Source organism: Nostoc sp. 2RC (assembly GCF_014222165.1).
Classification (GTDB): Bacteria; Cyanobacteriota; Cyanobacteriia; order Cyanobacteriales; family Nostocaceae; genus Nostoc; species Nostoc linckia.
In genome coordinates this window covers 1-14,925 of the sequence record NZ_JACKZU010000198.1, presented here as the reverse complement: position 1 = coordinate 14,925, position 14,925 = coordinate 1, and the positions used below count along the sequence as shown (strand labels likewise).

Sequence of the window (14,925 nt, the reverse complement as noted above, 5' to 3'; positions counted from 1 at the left end):
GGACACGGGGGCGCGGGGACACGGGGACATGGAGACGCAAGGACTGGAGACACTGAGAATTCTTTCATCCCGTTTCCCATTCTCTGCATTCTCTCCTTTCTTTGCGTCCCCGCGTCTCTATGTCCCCGCGTCTTCTTACCCTCATCTCAAAACCTTTGGTTTAGCAGCCGCAATCATAACTTCTTGTTCTTTCCCTAGTTCTCCCATTTCTTTGGCTTGCTGCTGATTAACGCTCATCAAAACACCACCAGCATTATCAGTTTTGACTGTTAATTGCTCTTGGGCTTTCCAAACTCGGTAAGTGCCTTCTGGTAGAGTACCTTCAAACTCGGTTTTACCATCAGCGATTACCCGAATCCAGGATGAAGCTTTCAAGGTAACACCAATTTGTACGGCTTCTTTTTGTTGGACGCCATTTGAGGTGTCGCTAACAGGTTGAATTTCTTGTGAATGTTTTGATTCGGCTAATTCTGGTCTAACGATTTCTGGTTTAACAATGGGCTTTTCTTGTGGCTGTGGTTGACCATAACTTGCTTGTAGTATGGCGTTATTTAATAAGTAGGATAAGCCATTGACGGAGCATAAAATTAGCAATATGTAAAGAAAGTAAAGATGAATAGGACGTAGTTGATTCAGGGGTGAAGGATTCGCTATAGGTTGGAAGTTTACTTGTGCAGAATTAATCGGAAAAGTGTCAGCTAATTCGGTTCCATTCAAGCCTAATGCGTCGGCAAATCGCCCGATCAAACCTTGAATATAAACGGGTTCTGGAAGATCGTCTAAATTACCTTCTTCGATCGCCTGCAATAACCGTCGCGGAATCATGGTTAATACAACCACTTGTTCTAGAGATAGACCTTGTTCTTGACGTAATGCCCAAAGTCGAGCGCCAATTTCTGCCAACTTTTGAGATCTTTGTTGCTCTAATGAAAGTGGGGGCTGCTGATTATTTTTCTTTCTTGGCCATTTCATGCCTTCTGACACTCCTTAACTCAACTAAATCTTTAATAGGTTGCTTGAACAAGAATTCAGAATGCAGAATTCTGAATGAACTTATAGCTCTTTTTATCAAGAACAAATGGGTTTAAAACCCCTAAACAAATCTACGATTTGACGAACAGCATTGCAAGAAGATTTTCTTGTAGTAAATGGTTGACGCACTTAAGGACGTTTGCTTGTCATTGAGCGTTAGCCAAAGAGTCGTCTACAATTACCTGGTGGTATCAAGCCCAACTACTTCAATTCAGAATTCTGACTCCTGAGTTCTGACTTCTGAATTCTGGTCGATCTGTTCTCGCAAAAACTGAATTTCACGATCGTTGAGGAATCGATATTTACCTTCTGATAAAAATGGTTCTTTTGGCGTTTGTAATTGAATTGAGCCGATGGCACTCCGATGCAGCTGGATCACTGGGTATCCTAGTTGTTGTGCGACTCGGCGAATTTGACGATTTCTTCCCTCCTGTAAAACAATTTCTAAAAAGCTTCCTTGGGCAGAACGTTCTACGATCTGTACCTTAGCTGGTCGTGTTTTTCTACCCTCTAGCACCACACCTTGACGCCACATCCGCAATACTGCTTCTGGAGGATGTCCTTTCACCAAAACACGATACGTCTTGGAAATGCTGTGACGTGGGTGGGTTAATCCAAATGTCAAGTCTCCGTCATTTGTCAGGATTAATGCTCCTGTGGAGTCTACATCTAAACGCCCAACTGGATGAATACCAGAACCACCGCGTAATTCTTGTGGTAGTAAATCCAGAACTGTTGGTCTGTGGTGAGGATCGTAGCAGGTTGAAACTACACCAGCTGGTTTGTGCAGCAACAGATAAATTAAGGCTGGGCGCTGCTTTGGTGATATCAGCTTGCCATCAATAGCGATCGCATCTTTTTCGGGATCGACTTTTTGGCCTAAGTGTGCCAATACTCCATTAATCCGCACTCGCGATCGCTTAATCATTTCTTCAGCTTCACGACGTGAGGCAATACCCCATTGGGCAAGAATTTTTTGTAACCGTGCCTCCATGTATAAATTACTAATTTACTGTTAACTATTAAATGATATTTGCATTTTGTAGTGACTAGGCATAAATGTTACATTTAAGGCTTGTTTAAATTTGTCAGTTGTTGAACAAATACTCATAAACTCCATTAGTTAGATGTCAGAGCAAAATTCCCAAACCACAAATGTAAACAAAATCCGAATAATTACGCAAGTACTCACAACAGCATTAAAGCTGTGGTTGAGGGCCCAAGTCAGTGAGATATCTGAATTAGAAGTGGAGATTAAAGCCAGCGATCGCCAGATTCTCTCTGGACGCATTCCTTCGGTATCTATTTTTGCTAGTCATGCAGTTTATCAAGGACTCCTAATTACAAAAATTCAATTAATAGCAGAAAATATTCAGATAAATATCGGTTCGATACTCAAGGGAAAGCCCTTGCGATTGTTACAAACAGTACCAGTTGTTGGCGATTTAACCATAGACGAGAAAGATCTCAATGCTTCTCTCTCATCTGGCTTATTATCAAATGCTTTGAGCGAGCTATTGGTTAAAGTTTTACCAACATATTCCCCAAAAACACAACCCATCAACTGGCAAGAGATTATTCTCAAGAACAACCAAATTATACTGCTCGGTTCTAGACTCACCAATAGTCAAACAACCCTTTTGAAAATCTCTCTGGACTTTAATTTGCTCAACGGTCGCCAGTTGCATTTGACAGATATCCAAATCAACGATGAGCAGAAAGATTTATTGGCAGATCGTCATACCCATAGTTTCGATCTTGGCTCAGATGTTGATATCCAAGAACTCACTTCGATCCCAGGTCGGCTAGTGTGTCGTGGGCGGATTAACGTTAATCCTTAAGATGCTCCATACCCACCTTAATCTGTAATCAGGGGCAAAAGTAGGGTTACGAAATAGTAAACCAAAGGTGCTGTAAAAATATAACTATCAGTACGGTCTAAAATACCACCGTGACCAGGGATTAACTGTCCAGAATCCTTGACTCCAGCATCACGTTTGAGCATAGATTCAGTGAGATCCCCTAAAAGGCTAGCAATGCCAATTAGCAAGCCCAATGCTAAACCAGTAAGCAGAGATTTAGGCAAGTGCAAATAATAGGCTCCAGCTAAAGCTACAGCAACGCTGGAGGTAATACCAAATACTGCACCTTCTACGGTTTTTTTCGGACTAATTTCAGACAAACGGGTTTTGCCAAAGAATTTGCCAATTGTGTAAGCACCGATATCGGCTGCCCAAATACATAGTAAAGTCAGCAGTGTTGCTGTCAAACCTTGTGGTAGAGAAGTAGAATTTGCCTTTTCCCAAAAGCCTGTCCAAGTTGTGGGCCAGTAGCCTCCGAAAGGAAGATTGCTAAAAGCAGCAGTGTCAATTGCTCGCAAGCGCACCCAATAACTCGGTAAATAGCCTACGTAAAATAGCCCCATAATGGAAGCGGAAATATCCGCGATGGTGGCGAATTTGGGCTGAAATAGCAGGTAAAAACAAATCAGTGTGCCAGCTATTGGCATCACGGCATCGGCTAAACTGCCATCAAGGGTACAAATTATTAACAAGACTTGGCTAGCAGCCATAGTAGTCTTAGCAGCAGGAGCAATACCTCTGGCTCGCACCAAATTAAAATATTCCTGCTGACCCAAAAACACAACAACCGCAAACATGATGGTAAAATACCAACCCCCCAAAAGGGTCGCACTCAGAGCAAGAGCGATGGCAATAATTCCACTAATAATCCGAGACCAAGGCATAGAAGTATTAAATATTGGGCATGGGGCATGGGGCATTGGGCATGGGGTGTGATGAGTGCTGAGTTAGGAGTTAGGAGTTAGGAGTTAGGAGTTAGGAGTTAGGAGTTGGGAGTTATTTTTCTTGTCCCCTTGTCTCCTTGTCTCCCTATCTCCCCATACCCCAGTCCCCATGCCCTATGCCCTAATCCAGTTTCTCACCACTGAGGATAAAAATGGGATCGACGGCGGTAAAGGTTTGAGAAAAGCCTCGCGTTTCTAAGCGATTAACAGCAGATTGGACGACTTCGATATTTCTAGCCCTTAATAGGGAAAAACTTTGGGAAATGGCATATAGACTCTCTAGATTAGCGGCTGTGGCTACAACCCGACCTGAGGGGGGTAAATATTGCCAAGCTGCTTGCAGAATTTCCTGAACGGGGCGTCCTCCTTCGATGCAAACGCGGTGAGGGGTTACCTTGAGATCCTGCAAACACTCTGGGGCGCTACCTTCAATAACTTCGACGTTCTTGACTTCAAAGCGATCGCAGTTACGCTTAATCAGATTAGCGACTTCTTCATCCCTTTCAACAGCGATAATCTTTCCTTTTGGACAGAGCAATCCTGCTTCTACGGGAATTGTACCTGTTCCCGCACCAATGTCCCACAATACCGAATCTGGCTGTAGCCGCAGTTGAGCAATTAACAACAGTCGGACTTCTCGCTGGCTCAGGGGAATTCCTGGCAAATGCTCGAACAATTCATCGGGAATACCAGGGGTAATATAAGGCCAAAGTTGGGAAGGCATAGAACTACGCAATTATACTAAAGATATTGGCAAACTACATTGAAAAGCCATTAATTATGAAAACTTTTCAAACGTAGCTTTATCACAAACAATAATGATTGGCGAAATATTGGATGAGCGCTACGAAGTTCAGCAGCTATTAGGAAAAAAAACAGGCCGGCGGACGCTGTTAGCTCGTGACTTGAAAACTCAGGAATTAGTCGTCATCAAGTTACTCTCTTTCGGTAGTGACTTTGAATGGGACGATCTCAAGCTGTTTGAACGAGAAGCCCAAACGCTAAAATCTTTGTCACATCCTTTGATACCTCGCTATTTAGACTATTTTGAGGTAAATTCACCAAACGTCAAAGGATTTGCTTTAGTACAAACTTATATTCCAGCACAAACTTTAGAGCAATACTTACAATCTGGGCGGACTTTTACGGAAGCTGAAATCAAAGAGATAGCCAAGGCTGTGTTAGAAATTCTGATTTACTTACATGGGTTGCATCCGCCTGTAATCCATCGGGATCTTAAGCCTAGCAATATTTTATTGGGCGATCGCTCTGGGAATAGTGTCGGCCAAGTTTATCTCATCGATTTTGGTTCGGTGCAAACTGTCCTCGCCACAGAAACCGGGACTAGGACTGTGGTGGGAACCTACGGTTATATGCCCCAGGAGCAATTTGGGGGACGCACGGTTCCGGCTTCTGACATCTATAGTTTAGGCGCGACTTTAATTTACTTGGTGACGGGTACTCACCCAGCGGATTTACCCCAAAAGGATTTTCGCATTCAGTTTGAGCGAGTAGCTAATCTCAGTCCGAGTTTGACTCGCGTTCTCCACTCTATGACTGAACCGAGTTTAGAAAAGCGTTTGACTTCTGCACTGGAAGTACTCAAAGCCATAGATGAAGCTGAGTTTCCCACCATTAGAGCTTTAGCAGTTAGTAAACCACCTGATAGCAAAATTCAACTCACCAAAAATAGGGATTCTTTAGAAATTCTGATTCCACCTGTTGGTTTTCACTCATCAATAATACTTTCAGGAGTATTTGCCATCGCTTGGAATTCATTTATTCTTACTTGGACAATTGGCGCTCTTTTGGCTCCTTTTCCAGTCAATATCCCTTTTGCCTTGTTCTCACTCCCATTTTGGGGTGCAGGTTTTTCCATGATGTATAAAATTTTGTTTCCGCTGTTTGGACGCGTCCGATTACGCCTAGATCCTCAGCAAATTACTTTTACAAACGAACTGTTGGGATTTAAATTCAACCGTACCCAGCGAACGCCAAGACAACATGTACGCAAGCTGGTTTATACTCCGAAACGCTTTGAAATAAATTTAAACAGCGGTACTAGAGTTGAGGTGAGGCCACAATTAATCCTTTGGTCTGGAGTAAATAAGTATCAACTGGCTGGTTATGGTGGTGCGATTAACTCTGAACCGGAAATAGAATGGCTAGCCCAGGAATTGAGTGATTGGTTAGATATACCAATTACGCGGGAATAAACAAAATGAATAATCTTAAAGAGGTATAAAAATGGCAACTACAAGTACAAGACAATTCCTAATGAAATTAATTCAAAATTAAAGAACGTATCGATTCAAAAATTGAATAATCAGCAATAGAATCACGTCCAGTTGTTGTTAAAAAACTGGCAAATGAAGAATATTTTATATCGGATTATAGTTGTTGATTATAAAGCAATACAGTTCAGTTAAGCCTTTCTTTCTTTCTTCTCTTTGCGTCCTTTGCGTCCTTGGCGGTTCGTTAAAAAAATTGAATTTGACCAAGAGTTTTAGCCTTAACTGAACCGTATTGGATTATAAAGTAATTTATCAAATATTTGATACGATTCTATTAGTGAGTGTGATGAAAGTGAAACATCGTAGAGACGTTTATAGAGATGAGTCTTGATAGAGAACAGCGAATTAAAAATTCTTGAGAGGAAATGTGTATGTTGTTTGGACTAGGATGGCCAGAACTCGGTGTAATTCTTGTAGTCGCTATTCTCATTTTTGGGCCGAAAAAAATTCCCGAACTGGGAACTGCACTGGGTAAAACCCTACGCGGCTTTAAAGAGGAGATGAAAGCTCCCAGTGACGAAACTAATCCGGAACAAGAAAAACAATAGTCAAGGGTCAAGAGTCAAAAACTTTGAGATGCTAAACTTTGGACTCTTGACTTTTGACTACAGCAATGTATTGACTACAGAAGAAGGTGCAACTCCATTTTGGGAATCAACGATCGCATTACCAGTGTTTTGTTGCTGCGTCTCTTCTTTGACCACGCCACGCGCTCTAATTAATTTAATTGCGCGAGTGACGCTTTCTGGTAAAACTACCACCAGACTGTTATCTGGTGCCATGTCTAAGCCTTTGTTAATGGCTTGTGTTTCATCTAAAATTGATTCGTAGCGACTATCAGGCTTCACTTGTGTAATGCCTTGAATAATCAACTTGGCAGCCGATCCCCTCGGTCTTCCTCTGGTGTCATCGTCTTCTTTGACGATGATGTAATCAAAAATTTGTGCTGCTAGTTTGCCCAAGGTGACAAAATCTTCGTCACGGCGATCGCCAGGGCCGCCAACTACGCCAATGCGCTGTCCTGTAGTCCAGTTCCGCACGAAAGCACCCACAGCTTCGTAACTAGCGGGGTTGTGGGCATAGTCCACCAAAGCATGGTAGTTGCCTAAATTAAACAAGTTCATCCGTCCTGGGGTTTGACTCACGGAAGCCCGGAAGGTCTTCAAACCCGCGCGAATCTGCTCTATTGTGACGTTTTGCACGAATGCTGCTAAACTTGCCGCTAAGGCGTTGGCAATCATAAACGGCGCACGTCCGCCCATTGTTAAAGGTATATTTTCTGCTCTTTCTATACGGTGTGTCCAATCGCCTTTGACAATGGACAAATAGCCATTTTCATATACCGCTGCAACTCCGCCCTTTTGGATGTGCTTCCGCACCAATTCCGAGTCGGGATTCATGGTGAAGTAAGCAATGTTGGCTTTAGTTTTTTCTGACATAGCAGCGACGCGGCGATCGTCGGCATTGAGTACTGCATAGCCATCAGGGAATACAGCTTCTGCCACTACACTCTTGAGATGACCCAACTGGTCGATGGTATCTATATCGCCTATGCCTAAGTGGTCGGCAGCTACATTTAACACTACACCTACATTTGCCGCTTCAAAACCCAGTCCAGAGCGGAGAATCCCACCACGAGCTGTTTCCAATACTGCTACTTCCACTGTGGGGTCTTGCAGGATGAGATGGGCACTTTGGGGGCCTGTGTTATCGCCAGATTCTACTAAGTAATCACCGATATATGTTCCATCCGTAGTAGTATAACCTACTACTTTTCCAGTCTGCTTATAAATATGTGCTAAGAGTCGGGTGGTGGTGGTTTTACCATTTGTACCCGTGACGCTGAGAATGGGAATTTGGCTAGATTGTTCGTTAGGAAACAACATATCCATCACCGCACCAGCGACGTTGCGGGGAATGCCAACGCTGGGAGCCACGTGCATCCTAAAACCAGGAGCTGCGTTAACTTCAACAATCACCCCATCTACTTCTCGCAGGGGACGGCTAATGTCGGAGGTGACAATATCCAAGCCAGCGATGTCCAAACCGATAATCTTGACTACCCTTTGTGCCAACCAAATATTTTCTGGGTGGATTTCGTCGGTGCGGTCTACGGCAATGCCACCTGTACTTAAGTTGGCTGTAGCTCTTAAGTAGCAAATACTACCTTTTTGGGGAACGCTATTTAGGGTATAGCCTTGCCTTTCTAGCAGTTGGTAGCTAGTGCGGTCTAATTCAATCTTGGTAAGGACATTATCGTGCCCTTCGCCACGATTTGGGTCTTGATTTGTTTCTTCAATTAATTCGGCGATGGTGGATCTGCCATTACCAGTCACATGAGCTGGCACTCGTTCGGCTACTGCCACTACTTTGCCATTAACTACCAGTACCCTGTGGTCGCGGCCGACATAATATCTTTCGATAATAATTGAACGAGAAACTTGTCTAGCGGCTTCATAGGCAGCTTCAGCTTCTTCCCAGGTTCTAATATCAATGGTGATACCGCGTCCGTGGTTGCCATCAAGGGGTTTAATGACAATGGGATAGCCACCTACGTATTCAATGGCTTCTTCCAAATCGTCCAAGAAGTTAATGGTTGTACCTCTAGGCACTGGGGCACCGGCGGCGGCAAGGATGCGTTTGGTGGCTTCTTTGTCGCAAGCTAGTTCTACGCCCAAAATGCTGGTATTATCGGTCATTGTGGCCTGCATCCGCTTTTGGTTGACCCCATAGCCTAGTTGAATCAAAAAGCGGGCTTCCAGAGGCATCCAGGGAATACCTCGTTTTTCGGCTTCTTTGACGATCGCTTCCGTAGAAGGCCCCAAGGAAGCATCACGGCTAAAGTCTTTCAGGTCTTGGATATCTTGCTCCAGTTCTGCTTTGGGGTAGCGGCCGCGATCGATGATACTCTGGCATAATCGCACGGCAGCACGTCCGGCGTAACGCCCTGCTTCCTCATTCAAGTACTCAATCACTACTTGATAAATTCCGGGTGTAGCAGTTTCACGAGTGCGACCAAAACCGACATGCATTAGGGCTAATTCTTGGAGTTCTAGTGCTACATGTTCCACGATGTGACCCATCATCGTGCCTTCTCTCACTCGCATCAGAAAACCACCACGGCAGCCAGGGGAACAATAGTGACCCTCCAGACTAGGCAGCGCCTCAACTAATCCTTCGTAAAAGCCAGGGATTTCATTCGAGGGCGTCTCGGCAAGGTTTTCTAAATCGAGGCGCATGACGATCAGCTTGTGGCGTCGAATGCTCCAGTAGTTTGGGCCGCGTAAGGTCTGGATCTTGAGGATTCTCATGGGAATAGGTAGATGGAGATTCGGAACCAAAATTCTAGTTTCTTACTGGAATTGACCGCTAAACTGTTCACTGCAAACAGTTTTTTCTTTTTACATGGTATTCTCATCATTTTTCTACAACAAGAAATAAATGAGCGGTCAACCAATTTTGGATTTTAGATTGGCAATAGCAGAGTTTTAGAAGCCTGGAGGTATCTTTCTAGATGAAAGAAACCACAAGGTTACTTAGCTCTCTGAATTATTAGATTTACGATAGCGTAGCTCAACCGAGTCGGCATGACGATACGCTACGAAACAAGAATTTTTGACATTTGTTTCGCCAACTTTGTGGCCAAGCATCAACCAAAAAGCTGTTTTCATCTAAAATCCCAAATCCCAAATCTAAAATTTCTGGTCAACTCAGTGTAACCTTAGGTACTTTATGCCGTCAGCTGGAGATTCGGTGTACAGCAGGCAATACAGTGCGCTGGTACAGGTGGAAGCGATCGCCATAGCTGAGGATATGCAGACGTAGATTATGCACCGTTAGGGGTTCATTAGCACCAACGTGAGGTTCGTTTGTGTGGGTCAGCTCAGTAGGATCGACAATGGTGACACTGCCTTTACCCATAACTTGCAGCCAGCCATCACGTTCAAACACTGCACAAGTATCTTCGTCAATGCCAATACCCAAGCGATCTGGATGGGCTGCGATGGCGCTAATCAACCGCCCCATCCGATTGCGGTTATGAAAGTGTTGGTCAACGATCACTTCAGGAATAAATCCCAAACCCGTTGCCATATCCACTAAAGAACGATTTGGCGACTCTCCACTACCGCCGCCAGCAATCATATGATGCCCCATTACTGCTGCTCCGGCGCTGGTGCCTGCTAAGGTAAGTTGCCCTGACCTCACCCGCTGCCGGATAATTTCCATCGCTGGCGTATCTGCCAATACGCCACAAAGCCGCAGTTGATCTCCTCCGGTCAAAAATACCCCACTACAGGCTTCTAAGGATGCTTTGATTTGGGAGGCTTCACACTGTTCTCGTTCGCGGATGTCTAAAATCTCTACCTTCTGGGCACCCATTTCTTCAAAAATCCGAATATACCGACCACCGATGATAGCGGGTTCGCGAGAGGCAGATGGAATAATTGTAATATAGCCTTTACTAGCACCGGCACGTCCAAAAAAAGTTCTTAGGATGTCGCGCCCGTGAACTTTGTCTTCTGCGCCTCCGATAACTAGAACGGCGGTTTTAGTTGCTTGGGGTGTCCTCATTTCCAGCGATTTAGCTTTTAATTCCGGCATTGTGTTTCTCCTGTCAACAACTTCAGGAGCCATCGCCTTGATAAGGCAGTCCGCAAAACAGGGGGTTTCCCTATGAGTAACTGCCGAACGGGTTTCCCGGCTTGTGGCGAATGGCGTGTGAATTTAACAAGATCGGGAGTCCGATGATTTTGCGCTTTGCAACTTTTGAGAGGACACTTTGTGAAGTTTGGATTATCCTGGGCCACAGTTCCAAATTCTTGTTTAACGCACACGAGACCTCAGTTTAAAGGTTTTTGTTGCCCTTCCTATGCTGCTAGCGCCTTGTTTTTCACCTGTACATTTCCAGACTGGCAAAATAGTTCTTACTTAGTAAGCTAGGGTGGACGCTTCTTGCAAGCGGTTAACCCCCCTTTTAGAGCCAGTGCGCTGGAGAGACATTGGTTGCGAACTTTCGCAAACTTGTTTGCCCTTAGGATTTCCAAAGGTTAGCAAGTGGCGTCGGTTTTGCCGACTTGTTAGCCTCACGTTTCCGTCAAGAGAAGAAACAGGCATCAAAGTATCAGTTTTCCCCTTTGAGATTGGGGATGAACAGATCAGACCACGCTTTTTTCTGAGGCTGGCTCGATGCATCCTGAAAGTTGTTAACTTGATATGATTATTAATTTAAATGTAGTTGTGACAACATTTAAACATAAATTAAGTAATTAGAAAAACTTTAGATCCCATCTAAAATCCAAGACTCTTGGTACTTTTAGATACTATTGATAAAGTTTAACTGTAGTTTGACCCAACATTGGCTTCCTGTGTTTGTTAGACATTCATTCTTTAGATTAGTGTCCTTGAATACGAATTACTGTGCGTTTTGATATAGTTACACTTTTTCCTGACTGTTTTCACTCTGTTCTCAGTTCTGGACTGCTGGGTAAAGCCTTAACCAAACAGATTGCCCAAGTGCATCTGATTAATCCACGGGACTTTACAACTGACAAGCACCGTAAGGTAGATGATGAACCTTATGGTGGTGGCGTAGGGATGCTAATGAAGCCAGAACCAATTTTCAATGCTGTGGAGTCGCTGCCGACTCTACCTCGCAGAGAAGTGATTTTAATGAGTCCCCAAGGTCAAACAATTAATCAACCATTGTTGCGAGAATTAGCAACAAATTATGACCAGTTGGTAGTGATTTGTGGGCATTACGAAGGAGTAGATGAGAGGGTACTGCATTTGGTAACTCGTGAAGTATCTTTAGGAGATTTTATTCTGACTGGCGGCGAAATTCCAGCAATGGCTTTAATTAATGGCGTAGTCCGGCTTCTACCAGGAACCGTAGGCAAAACCGAGTCCTTGACAGCAGAAAGTTTTGAAGAGGGGTTATTGGACTATCCACAATATACTCGCCCAGCAAATTTTCGTGGCTTGAAAGTTCCAGAGGTACTGCTATCTGGAAATCATGCCGCCATCGCCCGTTGGCGTTACGAACAACAAATTCAAAAAACACGCGATCGCCGTCCCGATCTCCTGGAACAATGGGAAGAAGGGAATAGGGCATGGGGTATGGGGCATAGGGATGAGGGAGATTAGGGAGACTTGTACTGAGCAAAGCCGTTGGCGCAGCCTCTCGCAGAGAAGTATGGGGAGATGGGGAGATGGGGAGATGAGTTTTTCTCCTCTACACCTTCGCCTCTTCTGCCCAATGCCCACTTGCCCTGAGCGAAGCCGTTCGCGTAGCGTCTCGCAGAGAAGGGATGCCCAATGCCCAATGCCCAATGCCCAATGACTAATGACTAATGACTAGATAACTAATGACTAAAATTCGTATTGGTAACGGCTACGATATTCATCGATTGGTGAGCGATCGCGCTTTAATTTTGGGGGGAATCCAAATTCCCCATGAACTGGGTTTGTTGGGTCATAGTGACGCGGATGTACTCACTCATGCCATTATGGATGCCATGCTTGGGGCATTATCTTTGGGGGATATCGGCCATTACTTTCCTCCCAGCGATCCCCAATGGGCGGGAGCAGATAGTTTAATACTATTAACTCAAGTACATCAATTAATTCGGCAGCAAGGCTGGCAAATAGGAAATATTGACTCGGTGGTAGTGGCAGAACGTCCTAAATTAAAACCCCACATTCAGAAGATGCGGGATAAACTAGCAACGGTTTTAGAATTACAACCAAATCAAATTGGCATCAAAGCTACCACCAATGAAAAATTAGGCCCAGTAGGAAGAGAAGAAGGTATTTGTGCTTATGCTGTAGTTTTATTATTACAGGAATAAATATAGCAATCTGATTTTATTAATGAACTTAATGTGTATAGGAGAATTCCCAAAAATAAATGATTCCACTAAAAGTTATTAACTGTTGACTGTTAACAGTCAACAATCAACTCTCAACATTTAATTCTATGAAATTACCATCGATTTTTTTTACAATTAAACGTTTTTGGTTAACAATAGTTCTGGGTTCAGTAATAGCATTTACAGTGAGCGCCTGTAATCCTAGCAACTTCAAAACCGCAGCTGCTCAAGTTCCACAAATTGTTACCGCAGTTTTGAGTGAGCCGTCAACCTTTAATTATGCTTTGAATGAGTCAGCATACAGTGTTTTTGGGTTTATATATGACTCATTGATTAATGAAAATCCGATAACTACAAAACTAGAACCTGGTTTGGCAGAATCTTGGGAAGTTTCTGAAGATGCACAAAGGATTGTAATCACTCTCCGAGAAGGACTCAAGTGGTCAGATGGTAAACCAATGACCGCCGATGATATTGTATTTACTTATAACGAAATCTATCTGAATCCCAAAATCCCGACTTCTTTAAAAGATAGTTTAAGAGTTGGTGAAAAGGGCACTTTGCCAAAGGTGAAAAAAATCGACGATCGCCGGGTAGAGTTCAGTATAGAAGAACCCTTCGCACCTTTTGTTAGATATGTAGGCGGCATCCCGATTATGCCTGCTCATGCTCTACAGGAAGCAATTCGCACAACTGAATCTAATGGAAATCCCAAATTTATTTCCATGTGGGGAACAGGCACAGATCCCAAACAAATTGTTGGTAACGGGCCCTATGTTATGGAAAGTTATGTTCCCAGTCAGCGAGTTATATTTCGACGCAATCCATACTACTGGCGCAAAGATCCTCAGGGTAATCCTCAGCCGTACATCGATCGCGTTGTTTGGCAAATTATTGAATCTACTGAAAACCAATTGATTAATTTTCGCTCTGGACAATTAGATGATTTAGATATTCCTCCCGAAGGTTTTAGTTTAATCAAACGAGAAGAAAACCGAGGTAAGTTTAAAATTTATAACGGCGGCCCAAATACAAGTACAACTTTTATTTCTTTCAATCTCAATAAAGCTAAAAATTCTCAGGGTCAACCTTTAGTCAATCCCATCAAATCCCGCTGGTTTAATCAAAAGGAGTTTAGACAAGCCATAGCCTATGCTCTAGACCGGGAAACCATGAGAATCAATGCTTATCGGGGAATAGGGGAACTACAAAATTCATTTGTTTATGTGAAAAGTCCCTATTTTCTGCCTCCAGACAAGGGATTAAAAGTATATAATTACGACCCAGAAAAATCGAAGAAATTACTATTAGAATCTGGGTTTAAATACAATGCCCAAAATCAACTCTTAGATGCTGATGGCAACCGAGTTAGATTTACACTCTTGACGAATTCTGAAAGGAAAGTCAGAGGTGATATGGCGGCTCAAATCCAACGAGACTTAGCAAGAATTGGAATTCAAGTTGATTTGCAAATCCTCAGTTTCAATTCTTATTTAGAAAAACTGAAAGTAACACAAAATTGGGATTGTTATCTTGGGGGATTTGCTGGAGGTGGTGTTGAACCCCACAGTGCTAGTAATATCTGGAGAATTAACGGTGCATCTCACGCATTTAATCAAGGGGCACAACCAGGAGATCCCCCGTTAATTGGTTGGGAAGTTTCTGATTGGGAAAAACAAATTGATAGCCTTTATATTAAAGGCGCACAGATATTAGACGAAAACAAGCGTAAAGAAATTTACTACGAATATCAACGCATTGCCTCAGAACAGTTACCGTTTATTCATTTAGTGGAAGGTTTAAATTTACAAGCAGTGCGCGATCGCTTCCAAGGTATTGAGTATACTGCTCTTGGTGGCCCATTCTGGAACCTCTACGAACTGAAAGTAGTTGATTAAATGGGGCATGGGGTATGGGGAGATGA

Annotated in this window: 12 protein-coding genes; 6 read left to right on the top strand and 6 right to left on the bottom strand. The window is 43.5% G+C overall.

The genetic code is table 11. The annotated features are described in order from the left end of the window. Positions 1–141: 141 nt before the first annotated feature. Positions 142–972 (bottom strand): RodZ domain-containing protein, encoded by an 831-nt coding sequence (locus GNE10_RS20905; RefSeq protein WP_185566800.1) that lies wholly within the window; start codon positions 970–972, stop codon positions 142–144. Positions 973–1,243: 271 nt separating this feature from the next. After that, positions 1,244–2,026 carry a pseudouridine synthase gene (locus GNE10_RS20900; protein WP_185566799.1) on the bottom strand — a complete coding sequence of 261 codons (783 nt, stop codon included), beginning with the start codon at positions 2,024–2,026 and terminating at the stop codon, positions 1,244–1,246. Positions 2,027–2,159: 133 nt separating this feature from the next. On the opposite strand from GNE10_RS20900, the gene GNE10_RS20895 reads away from it, so the two are divergent. Continuing rightward, complete coding sequence (locus GNE10_RS20895; RefSeq protein WP_185566798.1) at positions 2,160–2,873, top strand: DUF2993 domain-containing protein; 714 nt, start codon at positions 2,160–2,162, stop codon at positions 2,871–2,873. A 17-nt stretch (positions 2,874–2,890) separates the two neighbouring features. Here GNE10_RS20895 and GNE10_RS20890 read toward each other — a convergent pair whose 3' ends face one another. Together GNE10_RS20890 and cbiT are read right to left on the bottom strand one after the other, a co-directional pair. Then, positions 2,891–3,778, bottom strand: a complete 888-nt coding sequence (locus tag GNE10_RS20890) for a phosphatidate cytidylyltransferase (RefSeq protein ID WP_099070892.1) — start codon at positions 3,776–3,778, stop codon at positions 2,891–2,893. Positions 3,779–3,959: 181 nt separating this feature from the next. Beyond that, entirely contained in the window at positions 3,960–4,562 is a 603-nt protein-coding gene (gene cbiT, locus GNE10_RS20885; protein ID WP_099070891.1) for a precorrin-6Y C5,15-methyltransferase subunit CbiT, read from the bottom strand. A 94-nt stretch (positions 4,563–4,656) separates the two neighbouring features. On the opposite strand from cbiT, the gene GNE10_RS20880 reads away from it, so the two are divergent. Both GNE10_RS20880 and tatA read left to right on the top strand, forming a co-directional pair. Then, positions 4,657–6,054: a serine/threonine-protein kinase gene (locus GNE10_RS20880; RefSeq protein ID WP_185566797.1), complete on the top strand. Its 1,398-nt coding sequence runs from the start codon at positions 4,657–4,659 to the stop codon at positions 6,052–6,054. Positions 6,055–6,506: 452 nt separating this feature from the next. Then, the gene (gene tatA / locus GNE10_RS20875; RefSeq protein WP_311774834.1) at positions 6,507–6,680 is read left to right on the top strand and encodes a twin-arginine translocase TatA/TatE family subunit; all 174 of its coding nucleotides are present in this window, start codon (positions 6,507–6,509) and stop codon (positions 6,678–6,680) included. A gap of 57 nt (positions 6,681–6,737) precedes the next feature. Here the strand turns inward: tatA and cphA are convergent, their stop codons facing one another. Both cphA and GNE10_RS20865 read right to left on the bottom strand, forming a co-directional pair. Further along, positions 6,738–9,443 (bottom strand): cyanophycin synthetase, encoded by a 2,706-nt coding sequence (cphA, locus tag GNE10_RS20870; RefSeq protein WP_185566801.1) that lies wholly within the window; start codon positions 9,441–9,443, stop codon positions 6,738–6,740. A gap of 427 nt (positions 9,444–9,870) precedes the next feature. Beyond that, positions 9,871–10,734, bottom strand: coding sequence for a cyanophycinase (locus tag GNE10_RS20865; protein WP_073641765.1), 864 nt, complete (start codon positions 10,732–10,734; stop codon positions 9,871–9,873). 816 nt (positions 10,735–11,550) lie between these two features. Here GNE10_RS20865 and trmD point away from each other — a divergent pair. From trmD to GNE10_RS20850, 3 genes are all read left to right on the top strand, one after another. Beyond that, positions 11,551–12,276 carry a tRNA (guanosine(37)-N1)-methyltransferase TrmD gene (trmD, locus tag GNE10_RS20860; RefSeq protein WP_099070888.1) on the top strand — a complete coding sequence of 242 codons (726 nt, stop codon included), beginning with the start codon at positions 11,551–11,553 and terminating at the stop codon, positions 12,274–12,276. A 221-nt stretch (positions 12,277–12,497) separates the two neighbouring features. Further along, complete coding sequence (ispF, locus tag GNE10_RS20855) at positions 12,498–12,980, top strand: 2-C-methyl-D-erythritol 2,4-cyclodiphosphate synthase (RefSeq protein WP_099070887.1); 483 nt, start codon at positions 12,498–12,500, stop codon at positions 12,978–12,980. A gap of 128 nt (positions 12,981–13,108) precedes the next feature. After that, a complete protein-coding gene (locus GNE10_RS20850; protein WP_185566795.1) occupies positions 13,109–14,899 on the top strand; it encodes an ABC transporter substrate-binding protein in 1,791 nt (596 codons plus the stop codon). The last annotated feature ends 26 nt before the right edge of the window (positions 14,900–14,925 follow it).

Bases quoted from the DNA above. Each gene is read 5' to 3' on its own strand.
- GNE10_RS20900 (WP_185566799.1), bottom strand. From the start codon at position 2,026: ATGGAGGCACGGTTACAAAAAATTCTTGCCCAATGGGGTATTGCCTCA.
- cphA (WP_185566801.1), bottom strand. From the start codon at position 9,443: ATGAGAATCCTCAAGATCCAGACCTTACGCGGCCCAAACTACTGGAGC.
- GNE10_RS20890 (WP_099070892.1), bottom strand. From the start codon at position 3,778: ATGCCTTGGTCTCGGATTATTAGTGGAATTATTGCCATCGCTCTTGCT.
- ispF (WP_099070887.1), top strand. From the start codon at position 12,498: ATGACTAAAATTCGTATTGGTAACGGCTACGATATTCATCGATTGGTG.
- GNE10_RS20850 (WP_185566795.1), top strand. From the start codon at position 13,109: ATGAAATTACCATCGATTTTTTTTACAATTAAACGTTTTTGGTTAACA.
- GNE10_RS20895 (WP_185566798.1), top strand. From the start codon at position 2,160: ATGTCAGAGCAAAATTCCCAAACCACAAATGTAAACAAAATCCGAATA.
- GNE10_RS20905 (WP_185566800.1), bottom strand. From the start codon at position 972: ATGAAATGGCCAAGAAAGAAAAATAATCAGCAGCCCCCACTTTCATTA.
- GNE10_RS20865 (WP_073641765.1), bottom strand. From the start codon at position 10,734: ATGCCGGAATTAAAAGCTAAATCGCTGGAAATGAGGACACCCCAAGCA.
- GNE10_RS20880 (WP_185566797.1), top strand. From the start codon at position 4,657: ATGATTGGCGAAATATTGGATGAGCGCTACGAAGTTCAGCAGCTATTA.
- cbiT (WP_099070891.1), bottom strand. From the start codon at position 4,562: ATGCCTTCCCAACTTTGGCCTTATATTACCCCTGGTATTCCCGATGAA.